This is a genomic window from Bacteroides sp. AM16-13 (assembly GCF_003602705.1).
GTDB lineage: Bacteria > Bacteroidota > Bacteroidia > Bacteroidales > Bacteroidaceae > Bacteroides > Bacteroides xylanisolvens.
Window position 1 is genome coordinate 123,563 of the sequence record NZ_QTLK01000010.1, and the last position, 21,347, is coordinate 144,909.

The window sequence follows — 21,347 nt, forward strand, 5'->3', positions numbered from 1 at the left end:
GATACCTCTGAAAAAAACATATTGTCCGGTCACTGTTTAAAAGTTCCCCTTCTGTAAAACATTAGAAGGGGAACTTTTCATTTATAGTACTTACTTTTGCGATATGAGAAAATATATTGTTGAACCCTAAAGGTAGGTATGATTATGAATATGAAAAACATTTTCTATTGCCTGTTGCCGGGACTTCTTTTCGGAGCATGTTCCAATAAGGTCTACGAGGAGACAGGTGATAGCGTGATAGTTAAAGTACAACAGAAAGAAATAGGAGGGCCTCGTTTAGTTCGCCTTCAAGTGATGGGAGATAAGTTAATCCGTGTTTCCGCCACTGCCGACAGCAAGTTTGCCGATCCGCAAAGTTTGATTGTTGTTCCGCAGGAAAAACAAACATCCTTTGCCGTTGTGCAGAATGGCGATACGATTATAGTGTCTACTGAAGAAGTAAAAGCATCCGTACTGGCTAGTACCGGGGAAGTGTGGTTTACGGATCGAAACGGAGAGTTAATCCTGCAGGAAAACAAGGGAGGAGGAAAGAAGTTTACTCCGATAGAAGTGGAGGGGACGAAAGGATATACGATCTGTCAGGTATTTGAGTCTCCCGAAGATGAGGCGTTTTACGGATTAGGTCAGCATCAGGCGGATGAATTTAATTATAAGGGCAAGAATGAAGAATTGTTCCAATACAATACGAAAGTATCTGTTCCGTTTGTTGTTTCGAATAAAAATTATGGCATACTACTGGATAGTTATTCGTTGTGCCGCTTCGGTAATCCGAATGATTATTCCCAGTTGAACCGTATCTTTAAACTTTATGATAAGACAGGTCAGGAAGGGGCGCTTACCGGTACTTATGTACCGAAAAAAGGAGAAACTCTGGTTCGTCGGGAAGATTCCATTTATTTCGAGAATCTGAAAACGATTGAGAATCTTCCGAAGAAACTGCCGTTAATGGGGGCTAACGTCACTTATGAAGGAGAGATAGAGCCTGCTCAAACGGGAGAATTTAAGTTTATTCTTTATTATGCAGGATATGTCAAGGTTTATTTGAATAATGAGCTGGTAGTGCCGGAACGTTGGCGTACTGCATGGAATCCTAATAGTTATAAGTTTGCTGCTCATTTGGAAGCAGGAAAGCGTGTGCCGTTGAAAATCGAGTGGCAGCCTGATGGTGGGCAGTCTTATTGCGGGCTGCGTGCATTGACACCCGTTGATCCGAAAGAACAGGGGAAACAGTCGTGGTGGAGTGAAATGACCAAGCAGCTCGATTATTATTTTATGGCTGGTGAAGATATGGACGATGTGATTAGCGGTTATCGTACGCTGACCGGAAAGTCTCCCGTTATGCCGAAGTGGGCAATGGGTTTCTGGCAAAGTCGTGAGAAGTATAATACACAGGATGAAATGTTGGGAGCACTGAAGGGTTTTCGTGATCGTAAAATTCCGTTGGATAATATCGTACTGGATTGGAATCACTGGCCGGAGAATGCCTGGGGCAGTCACGAGTTTGATAAGCCTCGTTTTCCGGATCCGAAAGCAATGGTCGATTCAATCCATGCTATGCATGGTCGTATGATGATCTCGGTATGGCCTAAGTTCTATATTACTACTGAACATTTCAAAGAATTCGACGAGAATGGCTGGATGTATCAGCAGTCTGTCAGGGATAGCTTGAAAGATTGGGTAGGTCCCGGTTACCATTATGGTTTTTATGATGCATACGATCCCGATGCACGGAAATTGTTCTGGAAACAGATGTATGAGCATTATTATCCGTTGGGTATAGATGCCTGGTGGATGGATGCCAGCGAACCGAATGTGCGTGACTGTACAGACCTGGAATATCGGAAGGCTTTGTGCGGGCCTACGGCATTAGGTTCCTCAACAGAATTCTTCAATGCTTATGCACTGATGAATGCGGAAGCGATTTATGACGGCCAGCGCGGGGTGGATAATAACAAACGGGTGTTCTTATTAACCCGTTCGGGATTTGCCGGATTGCAGCGTTATTCTACGGCTACATGGAGTGGGGATATCGGTACACGTTGGGAAGATATGAAAGCGCAGATTTCTGCAGGGTTGAATTTTGCGATGAGTGGAATTCCTTACTGGACAATGGATATTGGCGGTTTTTGTGTAGAGAATCGTTATGTGGCAGGACAGAAACAATGGAACGCGACAAAGACGGAAAACGCCGATTATAAAGAATGGCGTGAGTTGAATGCCCGCTGGTATCAATTCGGTGCGTTTGTGCCTTTGTATCGTGCACACGGGCAATACCCTTTCCGTGAAATATGGGAGATTGCGCCGGAAGGGCATCCGGCTTATCAGTCGGTTGTGTATTATACCAAGTTACGTTATAATATGATGCCGTATATTTATTCGTTGGCAGGTATGACCTGGTTGGATGATTATACGATCATGCGTCCCTTAGTTATGGATTTCACAGTGGATGCCGAAGTGAATAATATTGGTGACCAGTTTATGTTCGGTCCTTCGTTTATGGTATCTCCCGTTTATCGATATGGTGACCGCAGCCGTGAAATTTATTTCCCTCAATCAGAAGGCTGGTATGATTTTTATTCAGGCAAATTTCAGGCTGGAGGAGAGAGAAAGGTTATAGAAGCTCCTTATGAGCGTATTCCGTTGTATGTGCGTGCCGGTGCTATCGTACCATTCGGAGATGATATTCAGTATACGGATGAAAAACCGGCGGATCATATCCGTTTGTATATTTATCAGGGAGCGGATGGAGAGTTTACGTTATACGAAGATGAGGGTGTGAATTATAACTATGAACAAGGGAGGTATGCCATGATACCAATGAAGTATGATGAAGCTACCAAGACTTTAGTGATCGGTGAACGCCAGGGAGATTTTCCGGGTATGCTGAAAGAACGGACTTTCACTGTAATTACGGTCAATAAGGAAAAAGCCCAACCGTTTGATTTGAATGCGAAAGGGGTGACTGTGAAGTATAATGGCAGCAAACAGACATTGAAACTGTAAGCTGAATGATAATCCGTTGATGATGATTGGTAAACTAAAATATTTGATGCTGGGGGGCTGCCTTATACTGGGGAGCTGCTTGGCATTGGGAGGCTGTCTGATGTTATTAGGAGCATGTAGCAGTTCTCCCCTTGTATCTCCGCGGGAGCGATCCGACTTTAATGCAGACTGGCGTTTTCATTTGGGAGACGGGCTGCAAGCGGCACAACCTGGTTTTGCCGACAATGACTGGCGTGTACTGGATTTGCCCCACGACTGGGCGATTGAAGGAGACTTCAGTCAGGAAAATCCTTCCGGTACAGGAGGAGGGGCACTTCCGGGAGGAGTCGGTTGGTATCGCAAAATCTTTAGTGTAGACAAAGCGGATGCAGGAAAGATATTTCGCATTGAGTTTGACGGAGTATATATGAACTCGGAGGTATTTATCAATGGTGTTTCATTGGGAGTACGTCCTTATGGATATATTAGTTTCAGCTATGACCTGACTCCTTATCTGAAATGGGATGAACCGAATGTGCTGGCTGTACGTGTGGATAATGCGGAGCAACCTAATTCACGGTGGTATTCAGGTTGTGGCATTTACCGGAATGTGTGGCTAAGCAAGACCGGCCCAATACATGTGGGTGGATGGGGAACGTATGTCACAACCTCGTCAGTTGACGAAAAACAGGCTGTACTGAATCTCGCTACTACCCTTGTGAATGAAAGTGATACGAACGAAAATGTTACTGTCTGTTCTTCCTTGCAGGATGCTGAAGGCAGAGAAGTTGCTGAAACCCGGTCGAGCGGGAAAGCGGAAGCCGGTAAGGAAGTTGTTTTTACCCAGCAACTGACTGTAAAGCAACCTCAACTGTGGGATATTGATACTCCTTATCTGTATACACTGGTTACCAAAGTGATGCGAAACGAAGAATGTATGGATAGGTATACTACTCCTGTTGGTATTCGCACATTTAGTTTTGATGCCCGGAAAGGATTCACGTTGAATGGCAGGCAGACAAAAATTAATGGTGTGTGTATGCATCATGACCTGGGCTGTTTGGGAGCGGCAGTCAACACACGTGCCATTGAACGGCAATTGCAAATTCTGAAAGAAATGGGGTGTAACGGCATACGTTGTTCCCATAATCCTCCCGCACCCGAACTGCTTGATCTTTGTGACCGTATGGGATTTATCGTGATGGATGAGGCTTTTGATATGTGGCGGAAGAAAAAAACGGCACATGATTATGCCCGTTACTTCAATGAATGGCACGAGCGCGATTTGAATGACTTTATTTTGCGTGACCGTAATCATCCTTCTGTCTTTATGTGGAGTATCGGTAATGAAGTCCTCGAACAATGGAGTGATGCCAAAGCGGATACGTTGAGTCTGGAAGAGGCCAATCTGATCTTAAATTTCGGACATTCTTCTGAAATGTTAGCCAAAGAAGGAGAGGAGAGTGTCAACTCTTTGCTGACGAAAAAACTGGTAAGCTTTGTAAAAGGGCTTGATCCTGCCCGTCCTATCACTGCCGGATGCAATGAACCGAATTCCGGCAATCATTTATTCCGTTCCGGCGTACTGGATGTGATTGGCTATAATTATCATAACAAGGATATTCCCAATGTTCCGGCTAATTTCCCGGACAAGCCGTTTATCATTACTGAAAGCAATTCAGCGTTGATGACTCGCGGATATTACCGTATGCCCAGCGACAGGATGTTTATCTGGCCCGAGCGTTGGGACAAATCCTTTGCCGATTCCACATTTGCCTGTTCATCTTATGAAAACTGTCATGTGCCTTGGGGAAACACTCATGAGGAAAGCTTGAAATTAGTCAGGGACAACGACTTTATCAGCGGGCAATATGTATGGACGGGATTTGATTATATCGGGGAACCGACTCCTTATGGATGGCCTGCGCGTAGTTCGTACTTTGGTATTGTAGATCTGGCTGGTTTCCCGAAAGATGTCTACTATTTGTATCAGTCGGAATGGACGGATAAGCAGGTGTTGCACCTTTTCCCGCACTGGAACTGGACTCCGGGACAGGAGATTGATATGTGGTGCTACTATAATCAGGCTGATGAAGTGGAACTGTTTGTGAATGGAAAGTCGCAAGGAGTGAAGCGTAAAGACCTTGATAATCTGCATGTAGCTTGGCGTGTGAAGTTTGAACCGGGAACGGTGAAGGTCATTGCACGAGAGAGTGGTAAGGTAGTGGCGGAAAAGGAAATCTGCACAGCCGGAAAACCCGCAGAGATTCGTCTGACTCCTGATCGTTCTATTCTGACTGCTGATGGAAAAGATTTGTGTTTTGTCACTGTGGAGGTGTTGGATGAGAAAGGAAATCTTTGCCCTGATGCTGACAATCTAGTGAATTTCACAGTACAAGGTAATGGCTTTATCGCAGGGGTAGACAACGGAAACCCGGTATCGATGGAACGCTTTAAGGATGAAAAGAGGAAAGCATTTTATGGAAAATGCCTTGTTGTCATTCAGAACGATGGAAAACCGGGAAAAGCAAAGCTGACGGCTACTTCAGAGGGACTTCGGCAAGCTGTACTAAAGATTTCGGCAGAGGAATTGTAAACTGTAAATGATTATTGGAATAATGAAGACATTTTTATTGACTATATGTTTCCTGTCTGTTCAGACAGGTATGGTGGCGATTGCTCAAGACAAAGAACAAACACCGGTGTATCTGGATGATACACAACCGATAGAGGTTAGGGTACAGGATGCGTTGAACCGTATGACTGTGGAGGAGAAAACTCGTCTTAGTTATGCACAAGGGAAGTTTAGCTCCCCTGGCTGTCCCCGTTTGGGTATTCCTGAACTTTGGATGAGTGACGGACCTCACGGCGTACGTGCCGAAATTAACTGGAATGATTGGGGATATGCCGGATGGACGAACGATAGTTGCACAGCCTTTCCTGCACTGACCTGTCTGGCAGCTAGCTGGAATCCGCTATTAGCAGCGAAATATGGATATGCTATCGGTGAAGAAGCCCGTTATCGTGAAAAGGATGTTTTGCTGGGACCGGGTGTGAATATCTATCGTACTCCGCTCAACGGGCGTAACTTTGAATATATGGGGGAAGACCCTTATTTAGCCTCGGAGCTTTGTGTACCTTATATTCAGGGAGTGCAGAAGAATGGAGTAGCCGCCTGCGTAAAACATTACGCACTGAACAATCAGGAATTATGGCGGGGACATATCGATGTGCAGCTAAGTGACCGTGCATTGTATGAGATATATCTGCCTGCCTTTAAGGCTGCTGTGGAAAGAGGGAAGGCTTGGTCTATTATGGGAGCGTACAATAAGGTGCGCGGAACTCATGCTACTCATCATAAACTGCTGAATAATGATATATTGAAGGGAGAATGGAATTTCGACGGTTGTGTCATAACAGATTGGGGAGCTGCGCATGATACCTATGAAGCTGCCATGTATGGCTTGGATATTGAAATGGGATCTTATACGAATGGTTTGACTTCAGAATCGGAATTCGGTTATGACGATTATTACTTGGGTAAGTCTTATCTGAAAATGGTTCGGGAAGGTAAGATTCCGATGGAAGTAGTGAATGATAAGGCTGCCCGTGTGTTGCGTCTGATTTTCCGTACAGCCATGAATCGCAGGAAACCGTTCGGGACACTGACTAGTGAAGAGCACTATCGTACGGCTTATGAGATTGCAACAGAGGGTATTGTCCTGTTGAAAAATGGAACCGGTAAGAAACAACCTGCCTTATTGCCTGTACCTCAAGGAAAATACAAACGTATTTTAGTGGTGGGAGATAATGCTACCCGTAATTTGATGTTAGGTGGTGGCTCTTCAGAGTTGAAAGTTCAGAAAGTGATTTCATCACTGGACGGTATAAAGGCCAAATTTGGTGACGGTGTGGTTTATGCACAAGGTTACACAAGCGGTCGCCCGATGTATGGACGGGCGGATGTTATTCCGCAGGTTACTGTGGATTCTTTGCGTAATGATGCGGTGGAAAAGGCGATGAATTCGGATTTGGTGATTTTTGTAGGCGGACTAAATAAGAATCATTTTCAGGACTGTGAGGGTGGAGACCGTTTATCATACGAACTTCCTTTTGCGCAGAATGAGTTGATAGAAGCCTTGTTGAAGGTAAATAAAAATCTGGTAGCAGTGATTGTCAGCGGAAATGCGGTGGAAATGCCTTGGGTAAAGGAGATTCCTTCTATTGTCCAGTCGTGGTATTTAGGCTCTGTTGGTGGGGAGGCGCTGGCTGATGTGTTGAGTGGAGAGGTGACTCCCAGTGGTAAACTTCCTTTCTCTTATCCGGTGAAACTGGAGGATTGTCCGGCTCATTTCTTTGGGGAAATCAGTTATCCGGGCGATAGCATCCGTCAAGAATATAAAGAAGATATTCTGGTTGGCTATCGTTGGTATGATACGAAGAAGGTGCAGCCACTTTTTCCTTTTGGTTATGGCATGAGTTATACTACCTTTGAGTATAGTAAACCTGTAATATCGGCTCAAACAATGAATACTGATGGCAGTATAGATGTTTCTGTAAAGGTTAAGAATACAGGAAAAGTAGCAGGGAAAGAGATTATCCAACTATACATTGGTGATGAGGAGTGTAGTGTCCTCCGTCCGGTTAAGGAATTGAAAGATTTTCGGAAGGTACAACTTCTTCCGAATGAAGAAAAAGAGGTGAAGTTTACAATCAAACCGGAAGCATTGCAATTCTTTGATGATAAACAGCGTACTTGGGTGGCAGAACCTGGAAAATTCAAGGCATACATTGCCGCCTCTTCTTCTGATATTCGCGGTACGGTGACATTCGAATATATTCAATAATAAAGTTAACGGATTGATACACAGCGCTTAGTGGACATATAGATACAGAGTGGTGGATATATATACTCACCATCGTGTATCTATATGTCCACTATGATGAGTATGTATGTCCACCAAACTGAAAGACGATGTTTTATGATTGTTTATTGAATACCCTATTTTAGTTTCTTCTGATATTCATCCGAATTCAATATTTCCAGTGCTTTTTGTATACTCTCATTCGTGGTATTCATTACCCGGAAATATTCGTTCATATCCCAAAGGTCACGGGCTATCAATGCTTTGAGCTGGGTCTTGATAAGAGGGAGCGATTTCTGATATTGCTCTTCATTGAACTTCACTCCTTCTTTCTCTCCGATTTCTTTTAGATTGGCGAGCATGTCATCATCGACTACGAATTTCTCATCAAACGATTCGAACTTCTTGTATTTGTTTGCCAACTCTTTCCGGTGTCCTTCGATAAACTGCATGGTGAATTTAATCACGGCTCCTTTGGCTACCAGATTACGGTGATAATCCGTATAAAGAGTAGTGTCGATAGGTACGAAATAATCCGGCATGATACCACCTCCACCATAGACGGTACGTCCGAGTTTCTTGGTTTGTACTTTCAGCGAATCCGGGAAATGAATACTGTCAGCATTCATCAGTTCACCGTGGTTGAAACGTTCTATCAAATCCTTGTTGTAATCAACAGTACTGTCGTACGGTTTTTGGATGGAACGACCCGATGGAGTATAATAGCGTGCAATAGTCAAACGAATCATGGAACCGTCCGGCAGGTCGATAGGACGTTGCACCAATCCTTTGCCGAAAGAGCGGCGTCCTACAATAATTCCTCTGTCCCAATCCTGTACTGCGCCACTGACAATTTCACTGGCAGAGGCTGTGTACTCATCCACCAGAATGATAAGACGTCCATTACGGAAATCTCCATTCCCTTTGGCATAGAAATCACTGCGTTTGGCAGTCCGGCCTTCGGTATATACGATTAGCTCCTTTTGTCCCAGGAATTCGTTAGCAAGGTCAATGGCTGCATTGAGATAACCACCTCCGTTTCCTTGCAGGTCGAGAATCATATCCTTCATACCTTGCTTCTGAAGGCTTGTCATTGCTTTTTTGAATTCTTCGGCAGTGGTTGCTCCAAAACGGTTGATGCGGATATAACCCGTTTTAGGTTGAATCATATAGGAGGCATCGAGGCTAAGGATAGGTATCTTGTCTCTTTTCACTGTAAACAATAAAGGGTCTTGCACGCCACGACGAACGATTGTCAGATTGACTTTCGAACCTTTCGGACCACGAAGGCGCTTCATAATATCTTCCGTACTCATTTTCACTCCGGCAATGGCGCTGTCATTGACCGCAACGATACGGTCACCGGCAAGGATGCCGACTTTCTCGGAAGGTCCGTTGCTGACAGGTTGCACCACCAACAGGGTGTCTTCTATCATCTGGAATTGCACTCCGATACCCTCGAAGTTACCTTGAAGTGGTTCGTTCATCTTCTTCACTTCCTCTGCATCCGAATAAGTAGAGTGCGGATCAAGTTGTGCCAACATTTTGATGATGGCTTCTTCTACCAACTTGTCTTCATCTACTTTGTCCACATAGAAATTGGAGATTGCAAACTCTGCCATTTGTAACTTTCGCATGGCTTCGGAACCGAAGTTCTGGGCTTGTATGGCAACTGCCCACAAGCAAACGGATAGTATAATCGTTAGTTTCTTCATCATCTTTTCTGACTCATCGCCTATTCCCTAACGAGTGTTATTCACTCATTTTCATTCCTTTGGGAATAAACTGGCTGATATCTTTATTATAGGTTAATAACTCGCGTACAATTGTAGAGCTGACGCAAGTCAGTTCCGGTTCTGTGAAGAGCAGGATGGTTTCAATCCCTGCCAGTTTGCGGTTAATGTCTGCAATGGTCTCTTCATACTCGAAATCCTTCACCGTACGGATACCGCGGACAATGAACCTGGCCTCTACTTCCTGCGCAAAATCAATTGTCAGACAGTCATAGGACATCACCTGGATACGAGGTTCGTCTTTATAAAGTTCCCGAATCATTTCTTCTCTTTTCTCAATGGGGAAGTAGGTATTCTTGTTCTCATTGATACCGATTCCTATCACAATTTCGTCCATAAAGGTAAGTGCACGTTCCACTACCGAGTAATGTCCGATGGTGAAAGGGTCGAAAGTACCCGGGAATATTGCTTTTCTCATGATGCCAAGTCTTCTTCTATAACCAGATTGTCTATAATAAAGTTCTGTCGTTCCATGGTATTTTTGCCCATGTAGAATTCAAGTAGTTCTTTCACTGCATCCGTCTTTCGCAAAGAAACTTGCTCCAGACGCATGTCTTTACCGATGAAATGCTTGAACTCGTCCGGTGAAATCTCTCCTAAACCTTTAAATCGCGTGATCTCCGGATTCGGGCTTAGTTCGTTAATTGCATTGACACGCTCTTCTTCACTATAACAATAGATTGTTTTTTTCTTATTGCGTACACGGAACAAAGGCGTTTGCAGAATATATACGTGGCCTTTTTTTATAAGGTCAGGGAAGAATTGCAGGAAGAAAGTAATTAGCAGCAGGCGGATATGCATACCGTCCACATCGGCATCGGTTGCTACGATGACTTTGTTGTAGCGTAGTCCGTCCAAGCCATCTTCTATATTCAGGGCTGCCTGAAGCAGATTAAATTCTTCGTTCTCGTAGACCACTTTCTTAGTTAACCCGAAAGAATTCAGCGGTTTACCACGTAGACTGAACACTGCTTGCGTGTTCACATCACGGCTTTTGGTGATGGAACCACTTGCAGAGTCCCCCTCGGTGATAAAGATGCAGGAGTCTTCTTCCAGTCCTTTTCCTTTCGGGTCGTTGAGGTGAATACGGCAGTCGCGCAATTTGCGGTTGTGCAGGTTTGCCTTCTTTGCACGTTCACGGGCGAGTTTGGTTACACCTGCAATGGCTTTACGCTCTTTCTCGGATTCTTGGATCTTTTGTTGTATCGCTTCGGCTACATCCGCATTCTTGTGCAAGAAGTTGTCCACTTCCTGTTTGATAAAGTCGCCTACATATTTATTGACTGTCACTCCGCCGGGAACCATATTGGTAGAACCCAGCTTCGTTTTCGTCTGACTCTCAAAGATAGGCTCTTCCACATTGACGGCAATGGCAGCAACCAGTCCGTTACGAATGTCGGTATAGTCCATGTTCTTGTTGAAGAACTCTTTGATGGTGCGGGCGATGTGTTCCTTGAAAGCACTCTGATGCGTACCTCCTTGGGTAGTATGCTGACCGTTGACGAAGGAGTAATATTCTTCTCCGTATTGTCCGGTATGCGTGAAGGCGATTTCGATGTCTTCCCCTTTCAGGTGGATGATCGGGTAAAGTCCGGTTGCCGTCATATTGTCGTTCAAAAGGTCTACCAGGCCGTTGCGCGACAAGATACGGTGTCCGTTATAGATAATGGCAAGCCCGGTATTGAGGTACGTGTAATTACGTAGCATTGTCTCAATAAATTCAGGCTTGAAACAGTAATTCAGGAATAATGTATTATCCGGTTCGAAGAAGATGTAAGTTCCGTTTTCTTCTTCGGTATTCTGCGTCTCATCGGTCAGCAGGTTTCCTTTTGAGAAAGTGGCGATACGTACTTTGCCGTCGCGGTAACTGCGTACCTCGAAACGGGAGCTCAAGGCATTGACGGCTTTCACACCGACACCGTTTAGTCCGACACTTTTTTTAAATGCCTTGCTGTCGTACTTACCACCGGTGTTCAGCATGCTGACGGCTTCGATGAGTTTTCCCTGCGGGATGCCTCGTCCGTAGTCGCGTACGCTGACACGGAGGTTTTCTTCAACGGTAATCTCGATTTTCTTACCGGCTTGCATTTTGAACTCGTCAATACTGTTGTCAATTACTTCTTTCAGGAGGACATAGATTCCGTCTTCGGCATGTGCACCGTCGCCCAGCCTTCCGATATACATACCGGGGCGTGTGCGTACATGTTCCATGTCACTTAGGTGACGGATGTTGTCGTCAGTGTACTCTACTGCATTGTTGTTGTCTACAGGTATCAATTCGTTCTCTTCCATAGCTGTTATAAATGAAGAATGAAGAATAAAGAATGAAGAATTGCCATGCGGCATTAAGTAGTAGCGCAGCCAAATTCTTCATTCTTCATTCTTAATTATTAATTTCTTTAATGAACGCACGGCGGCGCTTATGTTGTTGAGTCTCAAAGTAATCCCATTGTGCCTGAACTTTTCCGTTCAGTTCCAGTTCGGGGTTGCTTTCCGCAAAGATAAAACCTAATTTTTGATAAACTGGAATTAAATCGGAAAATAACAAAGCGTTAACACCTTTGTTTTGATATTCCGGTTTCACTGCAACGAGTAGCAGATCAAGCATTTTGGCACGGCGTTTCATAAATAGTGCCTTTAACAGATAGAACCATCCGAGTGGCAACAGACGCCCGTGTGATTTCTGTAAAGCCTCGGCGAGAGATGGCATGGAGATACCTACACAGACCAGTTCGTCATTGGCATCAGTAATCAGTGTAACCATCCGTAAGTCAAGGATCGGCAGATACATTTTCACGTATTGGTCGATTTGCCGCTGTGTCAACGGAGAATAGCCATAAAGAGGACTGTATGCTTCATTCATCAACTCGAAAATCTTCTGTCCGTAGTCTTTGGCTATTTTTCTTCCGGAAGTATATTTCTTTATCTTGAGGTTATATTTTCGTTGGATCAGTTCGGAGATACGTTTATGCTTGTCGGGAATGGCATCCGGTATGTAGATTTTGTATTCCACCCAGTCGGCGTCTTTCTCGAAGCCTAACTTTTCCATGTGTACAGGATAGTATGGGTGGTTGTAGATAGTAGCCATGGTACTAAGTTGGTCGAACCCTTCAACTAACATTCCTTCCGCATCGAAATCAGTAAATCCGAGAGGACCGGCAATGTGAGTCATGCCTCGTTCTTTTCCCCATTCTTCCACCGTTTTGATGAGTGCGGATGATACTTCGGGATCGTCGATGAAGTCTATCCATCCGAAACGAACGTTTTTACATTCCCACTTCTCGTTCGCCTGATTGTTGATGATTGCAGCTACACGTCCTACTATTTTATCGTCCCGGTATGCGAGGAAATAATCTGCTTCACAGAATTCGAATGCTGCGTTTTTCTTCTTGTTGAAGGTGTTGAGCATGTCGTCATAGAGGTCAGGCACAGAGTAAGGGTTACCCTTGTACATTCTGTAATTGAAACGGATAAATTTCTTAAGTTCTCTCTTTGTGGAGACTTTCTTGATTGTAATAGCCATATCTCGTATTTATGATTTGAGCAGGCAAAGATACGTGATAATCTTTAAATTACAACGCGACGGAAAGAGAAAATATAGTCTCTGGACGATTAGGGAGTGGACTGTAAATATGAAAAATACCGGAAATGATGATCATACATTCATTGCCGGTATTCTTTTTCTGTTTTTGTAGGCCGTTTATTGGCTGATGTGTCCTTCGAAAGGCGAGGCAGGTAAACCGGCTGCGTTGTATAAGTTAGCATCATCGGGATTATCTCCCCAAGCATATCGTACAGAGACCGGTTGCTGTATTTCCTTATTCCATACTATTACTTTATTGTTTTCGATTTTAGCCTGTGCCCATTGGTATTTTCCATCTGCGCCGGCAATGGCGAATCCTGATAAATAGCCATATTTATTACGAGCTACTAGTTGCTCGTCACAAGCGTTAAAGGTGACCTCCAGTGCATCTCCGATTCTTTTTACCGACTGGAATATCGGGCCGGTGCAAACAATAGAGTTATATCCGTAATCATTGTGGAGAGCATGCAAAGCAAGTCGTTTACCTACATCTTGTTTGTTGCGGGGATGTATGTCATTTTCTTCACCGATGTCTATAATGACGGCCTGTCCTGTATGTGGTAAGGCCAGTGTCTTCGACTGTGTATCCCGCAGGTTTGCCCAATGACTTTCAGAGGGCTGCTTGGCCGGAGACATGAAGTTTGCTAATTGAACCCAATAAAATGGAAATTCGTTATTCCATCTACTTCTCCAGTCTGTAATTAAAGCCGGAAATAAATCAATGTATTCGTTGGCGCGGGCGGCATTGTTTTCTCCCTGATACCAGATTACCCCTTTCATCCCCAAACCTACCAGTGGATGAATCATTGCGTTGAACAGCAAAGAAGGAAAAGCGTTAGGACCATATTCTACATAATCATATTGTGCACTCGATACTGCAACTTTATACTTCCAATTATCACACAAAGGGAAAATTCGGTTGTTGACTTTCAGGTATACTTCATCTTTAGGACCATATAGACCGCCTCCTCCACGATAGTCGGATATTTTAATAGTGATGGTATTCTGTTCCTTTAATACTTCTGCCGGGATCTTGTATAAACGTTTCAGGTCATATCCTACCGTTCGTCCTACTTCATGTCCGTTAACCCAGGTAATGTCATCGTCATCGATAGTACCGAGACTCAATTCTGCATCCTGTCCTAAACAGTTGGCCGGTATGGAAAACTGATAAGTAAACCATACAACTCCATCTATACCGGATAACTCTTCATTTGACCATAATGACGGAACAATATGTTCCTTCCAGTTTTCTGTAGGGGTGTTTTCTAAATACCATTTCTCTTTTTCTCCCGGTTCGTTTATGATGGCTTGTTCGAATTCTTTTTTGACTTTGTCACTGTGCTTGATGTATTCTTCGAATTCAGAAGAGCGCATACGGGCTAATGATTTTTCATATTTCGGGAAATGCTCTATCACTTCCATGCTCATCCAGGTTTCGATGTCCGTACCACCCCATGAGGAGTTGATGAATCCGATAGGAATATTGAGTTTTTGGTATAATTCACGCGCAAAGAAATAGCCGACAGCTGAAAAATCAGAAGCGGAGGCGGGTGAACATACTTCCCATTTACCTTTTAAGTCGGTTTTAGGAGTGTGCCCCATTTCTTGAATTACGTTGAATGAACGGATTTGAGGGTAATTGGCAGCTGCGACTTCTTCGGTGGCATGATTAGCGCTACGCAGACGAAACTCCATATTTGACTGTCCGCTACAGATCCATACTTCACCGATTAAAATATCTGTAAATGATAAAGTCTGCTTGGGGCTTTTTACATTTAGAGTATACGGTCCACCGGCTTGCATAGGAGGTAGGCTGACTGACCATTTCCCATTTTTATCGGTTCGGGTACTCTTTTGAGCATTTCCTAATGTTACGCTAATTCGCTCACCGGCACTGGCAGTTCCCCATATATTGATTGGCTTCTCACGTTGCAGCACCATGTGGTCTGAAAAGAAAGAAGGTACGGAAAGCTGTGCCATTATTTGTGATAGGACAAATAACAAGCAAACTGTTAATGATAGAAGTTTTTTCATCCGATGAGTATTTGGTGATTATTCATTAATATATTCTTTGGGAAGCAATATCTTACGAAGCGTATCAGCAAAGATTGCAGCCATGCGCTGTTGAATAAATGAATGTTCTCCATGTGGCGGATGCCATCCAAATACTTCTCCATGAGTCTCTTGTGAATCCCCAGTGTAAATTAGGCTATATTGTTTTCCTGTAACCGGATGTTTCTGGTTTTTGGAGAATCCGATGTATCTGTCGAATTCTACTACCGGGAATCCCCATTTTTCTGCCAGTTTTCGGACCGAAGTGTTGAATATCGGACGACTGTCATGCCAATGAGTACATAAGACAATAGAAGCAGGTTTCCCATAAGGAGTGTTGTAATATCTGGATTTTGGATTGAATTTCTGGTTATAACAGTCTGATATGTAGCGCTTGATGACATAATCATAGCAAACGGCATAGTCGGAAGCATCAAAAGGAGTTTTATAATCCTTGTAGTTCTCTTTTAAGTTTGCTTCGTTATATACGTCTTTTTCATGTACTTGCATCAAGACAAATACATCAATGTTATCGAACTCTTCCGGGGTATAGAGAGTACCGTCCAGCATTTTATTTGCAGTGTGAGCAATAGATTCTGCACTTACAGCCCGATTGATGGGGATGGCGTGAAGGGCACGACATCCCATTTCAAACCACTTATTGTTAGGTTCGGCAAAAGATGCTCCGGATAATAAAATGGTATAAGTGTCTTTATTTTGGGCTATTCCTGCTAAAGCGAGCAGGCAAATGAATGTGAATAAGGTGATTCTTTTGTACATAGTTATCGTTGATTGATTAATTGGTGAATAAAATCAAGTTCAAGTGAATGTTTTCCGGCTTGTAAAGTTATAGATTTTTGGGGTTCTGGCATTGTAAAAGGAACAAATGTTGCAGAAGTGCCTGCCGGAATATCGATTGTATAACGGATGCAGTCATTAGTTTGACGAACCCAGTTGATATTTAACCAGCCATAGGGAGTATTATAGCGTATGGTAAGTTCATTCATGTCTGCCGGAAAGAAAGGTTTTAGCAAAATATGCTTGAATCCGGGATGTTTTTCATCTATCTGAATTCCTCCCAGTCCTTTGTATAGCCATGCTCCTATTTCTCCGAACATAATATGGTTATATGAGTTGTCGATAACGACATCTGTCCGCCAATTTTCATGTAGAGTTGTAGCACCTTGTTTGATCCAGTACCCCCAGGAAGGATAGGTGTCTTGTGATGCGACTTTGTAAGCTGTTTCCGCATATCCGTTATCTGACAGGGCGGAAAGTAGGGCCTTGCTTCCTAATAAACCGACGTCCAGATGATAATCGTCTTTTTCTACCAATTCATGTAGTCTGGCAGCAACTTTCTTTTTATCTTCTTCCGGAACGATTCCCCAGTATAATGGCATGGCAAGTTCTGTCTGTGTTCCCTCTGCATATATTCCTGTTTCCTTATTGAGAAAACTGGTGTTGATAGCCTCTTTTATTTTTTGTGCCAGCGTGTTATAATAGGAGGCATCTTCGGCATATCCGAAAAGTCTGGCTGCTTTGGCTAGAATACAGACGTCCGTATAATAATAGATAGAGGAAGTCAAGGTTATATTGCTTTTTGAGCGTACAGGTACCCAGTCGCCCAGTCCCCAGTCTGTAAGATGATTGGTTGATATGGATTCTATATAGGAGACATATTTTTTGATTGGTCCGTACATGCGGCGGAGTAATGTGGTATCTCCGTAAAATCGATAAATTTCCCAGGGGATAATGGCGACAGCACTCGTCCAGTCGACCCCGTTGGCCCAATCATAGCCCCATACAGAAGTTGGGATGATACATGGGAGGACTCCGTTGTCTTTTTGTTCATCACAAAAGTCGTTCATCCATTTCTCATATATAGAGATACCATCAAAATTGTATAATCCTGTTTCTATGGCAATATGTGCGTCTCCTGTCCAGCCATTTTTTTCCCGTTGAGGGCAGTCAGTCGGGTAACCGAACAAGTTGGCTAAATAGGAACTGTTAGTGGCTTCCCATATTTTGTTTAGCAGATCGGATGACGAGGACCAGTAGCCGATGGTCGGAACATCACTGTGCATTTCTACTGCAATAAGATTTTCGTCGGATAATTGAATAGGGTCAGATGATGAGACTTCTACAAACTGAAAACCTTTGTAGTTGAATTTGGGCATGAATCTATCTTGCTTTCCGCTAAGTATGACGATGTCTGTTTGAAAAGGATCGCTGTCGTCTGTCGGCCGGTAGTGATAATCTATATTTGCCATGTTTACCATACCGTTTTTGTCTAAAAGTTCCCCATGTTTCAGGCGCAGTTTTGTTCCTTTTTTCCCTTTCACTTTTAGCTCGGTGACACCTGCAATGTTTTTGGGGAAATGATAGACGTAGCAGCTGTCATTTATTTTTTTACATTGAGTTGCTGTATAGCGGGCTGTTTCACGAATCGGATGCATAACTTGTGATTTGATCGTTTCCGTAGGCGATTCGGTTTCTTGTGCATGATACCATCCGGTAGCGTTGAATCCGGGGGAGTCCCAGCCTGCTAATTCTTTCTGTGCATCATAATGCTCGGCTGTATAGATGCTGTTGAAAATAACCGGGCTGTCAGTTGTTTGCCAGGTTGAGTCAGTACCCAGATATTCTGTTGTTCCATCTGTGTAACGCAGATGTAGTTGTGCTGTGAATTTAGGGCGGTTTCTCCATGAAGCCTTGTCGAAAAACCATACTGCTGTGGATTGATGATTATACCAGCCGTTCCCCAGTTGTACTCCTATTACATTTTCACCCATAGATAGTAATGACGTAACATCATGAGTGACTGATAGTATACGTTTGTCGAAATGTGTATACATAGGGTCTAGGAAATGATTTCCTGCCCGTTGCCCGTTGACAGAGAGCTCATGCAGGCCTGCCGATGCAATAGTGAGTAAGGCTTGCTCGATTGTTTTGTCTAATTGGAAGCTCTTTCTATAATAGGGTGCCGGATGGTATGTGATGTCATGTTTGTCAGTAATCCATTTCCCTTTCCAGTTGTCGGATGATAAACATCCTGTTGTGAAGGAGGATATAGGGGAAAATGTAGTTTTCTGTTTGGAAGAGGTTTGATAGCCTATTTTCCAATAATACGTTGTATATGAATCTAATGGTTGTCCATCATAGGAGACTCTTATGGGAGCTCCTATGATGGATTTGTTCCAATAACCGGACTGTCTGCCTGATAATTGAGTACTGTCTGTTGATAGCCATATCTCAACTCTGTTGATACTATCTTCCTCTAGTAGCGGAAGTTTCCAGGAGAGTCTGGGAGTTTGAGTATCTACTCCTACAGGAACGGGCATATTCTCACATTTTAGTTCAAATGGCGTTTTTAACTTTTGAGGTGCACATGAGAATAGGGTTATACCCAATAGTAAATACAAATAGGACAGAATTGGAATATGTGCCATATTGGTTAGTTGGTTATTGATGAATTTACTTTTTTCTTCTTTCTTCGAGTTCTGTTGATATCTCATAGAGTCTTTTTTCATTTAACGGATAACGTGAAATGAAGAATGCTGATAGCATGGTGGCAATTGCCGGGAAAATACTCATCATCATACAAATGCCGGTTTGAGCAAAGTCAGATTGAATTACATTTGCTTTGAAACCGAAATAAGCTAGTAACCATCCGGTCAAAGCACCTCCAATAGTCCAACCGAACTTTTGAGACATGGACGAAGAAGAAAATATCAGACCGGTTGCACGTCTTCCGGTTTTCCATTCGGAGTAATCTGATATATCTGCATACATAGACCATAACAAGGGAGAAATAATACCCGCACAGATACTTATTAAGACCTGTAAACAAAGAATTCCCCAGATAAAATCTTTAGGAAGGAAGTAGAATAAAACGCTTAGAATGGTAGCGCCAACCATTGCCATAAAATAAGTTTTCTTTTTACCGATTCTCTTGGTCAAGGATGGCACAAACATGATTCCGAGAATATTGGCTGCTTGGCCTAATACCAAGTAGATAGTAATTAGAGTAATGGCACTGTTCATGAGTGAGAAAGAGAATGTATCGGAGCTGTCTACATAATATTTGAAATAGAATACAGCGGAACCGTCACGAAGAGAATTGAAAACTAATGCCATGATTCCTGCACATAAAAGAATCCACCAGGGTTTGTTTCTGCCCAGATCTTTCAGATCTTCTTTCAGCGACCCTTTTTCTTCTTTTATGGGCTGCACTCTTTCTTTTGTCCATAGAAAAGTTAATAAGAACATTCCACTAGCCATAATCGCAAATACGACTGCAGCCATTTGCCAGCCGAAAGCGATATCGGGTATATTCTCCGTTATCTTCATTTTACTGAATATATCGACCAGTGGCTCAATGAGGAATAGTACCAGAATACTTCCTCCAAAAGCAAATGTCATGCGGTAGGAGGAAAACTCTGTGCGTACTTGCGGATTGGCAGACATTACTCCTAATAGAGATGCGTATGGAACATTGATTAATGAATATACCATCATCATAAGGGTGTATGTGGCATAAGCAAATATTATTTTGGTAGTCATGTTATCTCCAAAAGAGGAGAAGGTCAGTATACCACAGATGCCGAATGGTATGGCTACCCATAGTAGGTAGGGGCGGAATTTACCCCAGCGTGAGCTTGTCCGATCGCCTAATATTCCAACAAACGGATCGAGGAAAGTATCCCAGACGCGTGTGATAAGGAACATCGTCCCTACCACAGCCGAAGAGATACCTACCACGTCTGTGTAGAAGAATAGCAGATACATTGTGAATAACTTCCAAAACATGGAAGAAGCAGCATCTCCTAATCCATACCCGATTTTTTCTCTTAGTTTTATGTTTTCCATGGTGATGTATTTATTGTTTCAGGTATTGTTTATTATGATTTACCATAGTAATGATCCGCTTCACAGATTCTATAGAACGGAAACCGTCAGTTGGTGTGTGCAGGCAATAATCTACAAGTTGGCTTACTGTTGATTCAGCTACATGAAGACGTGTGTCAGAAGACGCATAATAGATATAAACCTTTCCATTATCATCTTCAATCCATCCGTTTGAGAATAATACATTCGATACATCACCGATTCTTTCCTCTCCAATGGGGGCCATGAAATAACCTGCAGGCTCGGCAATAATCTGTGTCGGATCTTCTAAGGAAGTCATATATAAGTATAATACATAGCGTAGTCCGGCTGCGCATCCTCTTACACCATGTGCCAGATGTAACCATCCTTGTGGGGTTTTAATAGGGTGTGGCCCTTCTCCGTTTTTCACTTCCTTGATCGTATGATAAAACCGTTTATTGATGATCTTTTCCTCTTTTATTTCTGCATGACAGATATCATCGATGAGTGCCCATCCGATACCTTCTCCATTGCCGGCGTCAATAAAACCATCTTGAGGGCGGGTATACAGGGCATACTTCCCATTCACAAATTCCGGATGAAGCACTACGTTACGTTGCTGGCTCGGAGATTTCAGATCCGGCAAGCGTTGCCATGTTTTTAGGTCTTTTGTTCGTGCAATACCTGCAACGGCTACTGCGGAAGATAAATCACCGGCTGGAGCGTTTGTATCTTTGCGTTCCGCACAAAAAATGCCATAAATCCATCCATCTTCATGTGCGGTCAGGCGCATATCGTACATATTGGTATCAGGAATGTCTGTCTCCGGCATTTCTATCGGATAATCCCAAAAACGAAATCCGTCTACGGGACTATTACTTTCTGCTACTGCAAAGAATGATTTTCGGTCTGCTCCTTCCACACGCGCCACAAGATAGTATTTATGATTGATCTTGATGGCTCCCGTATTCATTACAGCGTTGATACCAATTCTTTCTTCCATGAATGGGTTTTGTTTTTCATCAAAATCATACTTCCAGATGAGTGGTGCATGTTCTGCTGTTAATACAGGGTGGTAGTAACGTTTATATATACCGTTGCTATTGTTACATATCTCATTTTTTCGGTTGATAAGAGCTTCATAATTTTGTGTTAGCTCTTCTAATCTATTACTTTTCATATTCTATAGTTATTTTTCTC

12 protein-coding genes are annotated in these 21,347 nt (G+C 43.2%); 3 read left to right on the forward strand and 9 right to left on the reverse strand.

The genetic code is table 11. The features are described 5' to 3' along the window. The first annotated feature begins 138 nt into the window (after positions 1–138). The 3 genes from DW173_RS10405 to DW173_RS10415 are packed head-to-tail and all read left to right on the forward strand — an operon-like array spanning position 139 to position 7,829. Positions 139–3,003, forward strand: a complete 2,865-nt coding sequence (locus DW173_RS10405; protein WP_199722830.1) for an alpha-xylosidase BoGH31A — start codon at positions 139–141, stop codon at positions 3,001–3,003. 19 nt (positions 3,004–3,022) lie between these two features. Beyond that, positions 3,023–5,578: a beta-galactosidase BoGH2A gene (locus tag DW173_RS10410; protein ID WP_008646669.1), complete on the forward strand. Its 2,556-nt coding sequence runs from the start codon at positions 3,023–3,025 to the stop codon at positions 5,576–5,578. Positions 5,579–5,600: 22 nt separating this feature from the next. Further along, the gene (locus DW173_RS10415; protein WP_083792329.1) at positions 5,601–7,829 is read left to right on the forward strand and encodes a glycoside hydrolase family 3 C-terminal domain-containing protein; all 2,229 of its coding nucleotides are present in this window, start codon (positions 5,601–5,603) and stop codon (positions 7,827–7,829) included. 155 nt (positions 7,830–7,984) lie between these two features. On the opposite strand, the gene DW173_RS10420 is transcribed toward DW173_RS10415, so the two are convergent. From DW173_RS10420 to DW173_RS10460, 9 genes are all read right to left on the reverse strand, one after another. After that, a complete protein-coding gene (locus tag DW173_RS10420; RefSeq protein ID WP_120144432.1) occupies positions 7,985–9,562 on the reverse strand; it encodes a S41 family peptidase in 1,578 nt (525 codons plus the stop codon). 37 nt (positions 9,563–9,599) lie between these two features. Then, positions 9,600–10,058: a pantetheine-phosphate adenylyltransferase gene (gene coaD, locus DW173_RS10425; RefSeq protein WP_004298426.1), complete on the reverse strand. Its 459-nt coding sequence runs from the start codon at positions 10,056–10,058 to the stop codon at positions 9,600–9,602. Further along, entirely contained in the window at positions 10,055–11,932 is a 1,878-nt protein-coding gene (locus tag DW173_RS10430) for a DNA topoisomerase IV subunit B (protein WP_004317072.1), read from the reverse strand. The genes coaD and DW173_RS10430 overlap by 4 nt, the downstream gene beginning before the upstream one ends. Positions 11,933–12,023: 91 nt before the next feature. Continuing rightward, positions 12,024–13,163 (reverse strand): GNAT family N-acetyltransferase, encoded by a 1,140-nt coding sequence (locus tag DW173_RS10435; RefSeq protein WP_008023379.1) that lies wholly within the window; start codon positions 13,161–13,163, stop codon positions 12,024–12,026. A 177-nt stretch (positions 13,164–13,340) separates the two neighbouring features. After that, positions 13,341–15,260, reverse strand: a complete 1,920-nt coding sequence (locus DW173_RS10440; protein ID WP_120144411.1) for a sialate O-acetylesterase — start codon at positions 15,258–15,260, stop codon at positions 13,341–13,343. A gap of 18 nt (positions 15,261–15,278) precedes the next feature. Then, positions 15,279–16,058 carry a DUF5040 domain-containing protein gene (locus DW173_RS10445; RefSeq protein WP_004317074.1) on the reverse strand — a complete coding sequence of 260 codons (780 nt, stop codon included), beginning with the start codon at positions 16,056–16,058 and terminating at the stop codon, positions 15,279–15,281. Between the two features lie 2 nt (positions 16,059–16,060). Continuing rightward, positions 16,061–18,793, reverse strand: a complete 2,733-nt coding sequence (locus tag DW173_RS10450; RefSeq protein WP_120144412.1) for an alpha-L-rhamnosidase — start codon at positions 18,791–18,793, stop codon at positions 16,061–16,063. Beyond that, positions 18,753–20,147: an MFS transporter gene (locus tag DW173_RS10455; protein WP_004302618.1), complete on the reverse strand. Its 1,395-nt coding sequence runs from the start codon at positions 20,145–20,147 to the stop codon at positions 18,753–18,755. Before DW173_RS10455 ends, DW173_RS10450 begins: the two co-directional genes overlap by 41 nt. A gap of 10 nt (positions 20,148–20,157) precedes the next feature. Next, positions 20,158–21,327, reverse strand: a complete 1,170-nt coding sequence (locus DW173_RS10460) for a glycosidase (RefSeq protein WP_120144413.1) — start codon at positions 21,325–21,327, stop codon at positions 20,158–20,160. Between the last annotated feature and the right edge of the window lie 20 nt (positions 21,328–21,347).

Bases quoted from the DNA above. Each gene is read 5' to 3' on its own strand.
- DW173_RS10405 (WP_199722830.1), top strand. From the start codon at position 139: ATGATTATGAATATGAAAAACATTTTCTATTGCCTGTTGCCGGGACTT.
- DW173_RS10410 (WP_008646669.1), top strand. From the start codon at position 3,023: ATGATGATTGGTAAACTAAAATATTTGATGCTGGGGGGCTGCCTTATA.
- DW173_RS10415 (WP_083792329.1), top strand. From the start codon at position 5,601: ATGAAGACATTTTTATTGACTATATGTTTCCTGTCTGTTCAGACAGGT.
- DW173_RS10420 (WP_120144432.1), bottom strand. From the start codon at position 9,562: ATGAAGAAACTAACGATTATACTATCCGTTTGCTTGTGGGCAGTTGCC.
- coaD (WP_004298426.1), bottom strand. From the start codon at position 10,058: ATGAGAAAAGCAATATTCCCGGGTACTTTCGACCCTTTCACCATCGGA.
- DW173_RS10430 (WP_004317072.1), bottom strand. From the start codon at position 11,932: ATGGAAGAGAACGAATTGATACCTGTAGACAACAACAATGCAGTAGAG.
- DW173_RS10435 (WP_008023379.1), bottom strand. From the start codon at position 13,163: ATGGCTATTACAATCAAGAAAGTCTCCACAAAGAGAGAACTTAAGAAA.
- DW173_RS10440 (WP_120144411.1), bottom strand. From the start codon at position 15,260: ATGAAAAAACTTCTATCATTAACAGTTTGCTTGTTATTTGTCCTATCA.
- DW173_RS10445 (WP_004317074.1), bottom strand. From the start codon at position 16,058: ATGTACAAAAGAATCACCTTATTCACATTCATTTGCCTGCTCGCTTTA.
- DW173_RS10450 (WP_120144412.1), bottom strand. From the start codon at position 18,793: ATGAGATATCAACAGAACTCGAAGAAAGAAGAAAAAAGTAAATTCATC.
- DW173_RS10455 (WP_004302618.1), bottom strand. From the start codon at position 20,147: ATGGAAAACATAAAACTAAGAGAAAAAATCGGGTATGGATTAGGAGAT.
- DW173_RS10460 (WP_120144413.1), bottom strand. From the start codon at position 21,327: ATGAAAAGTAATAGATTAGAAGAGCTAACACAAAATTATGAAGCTCTT.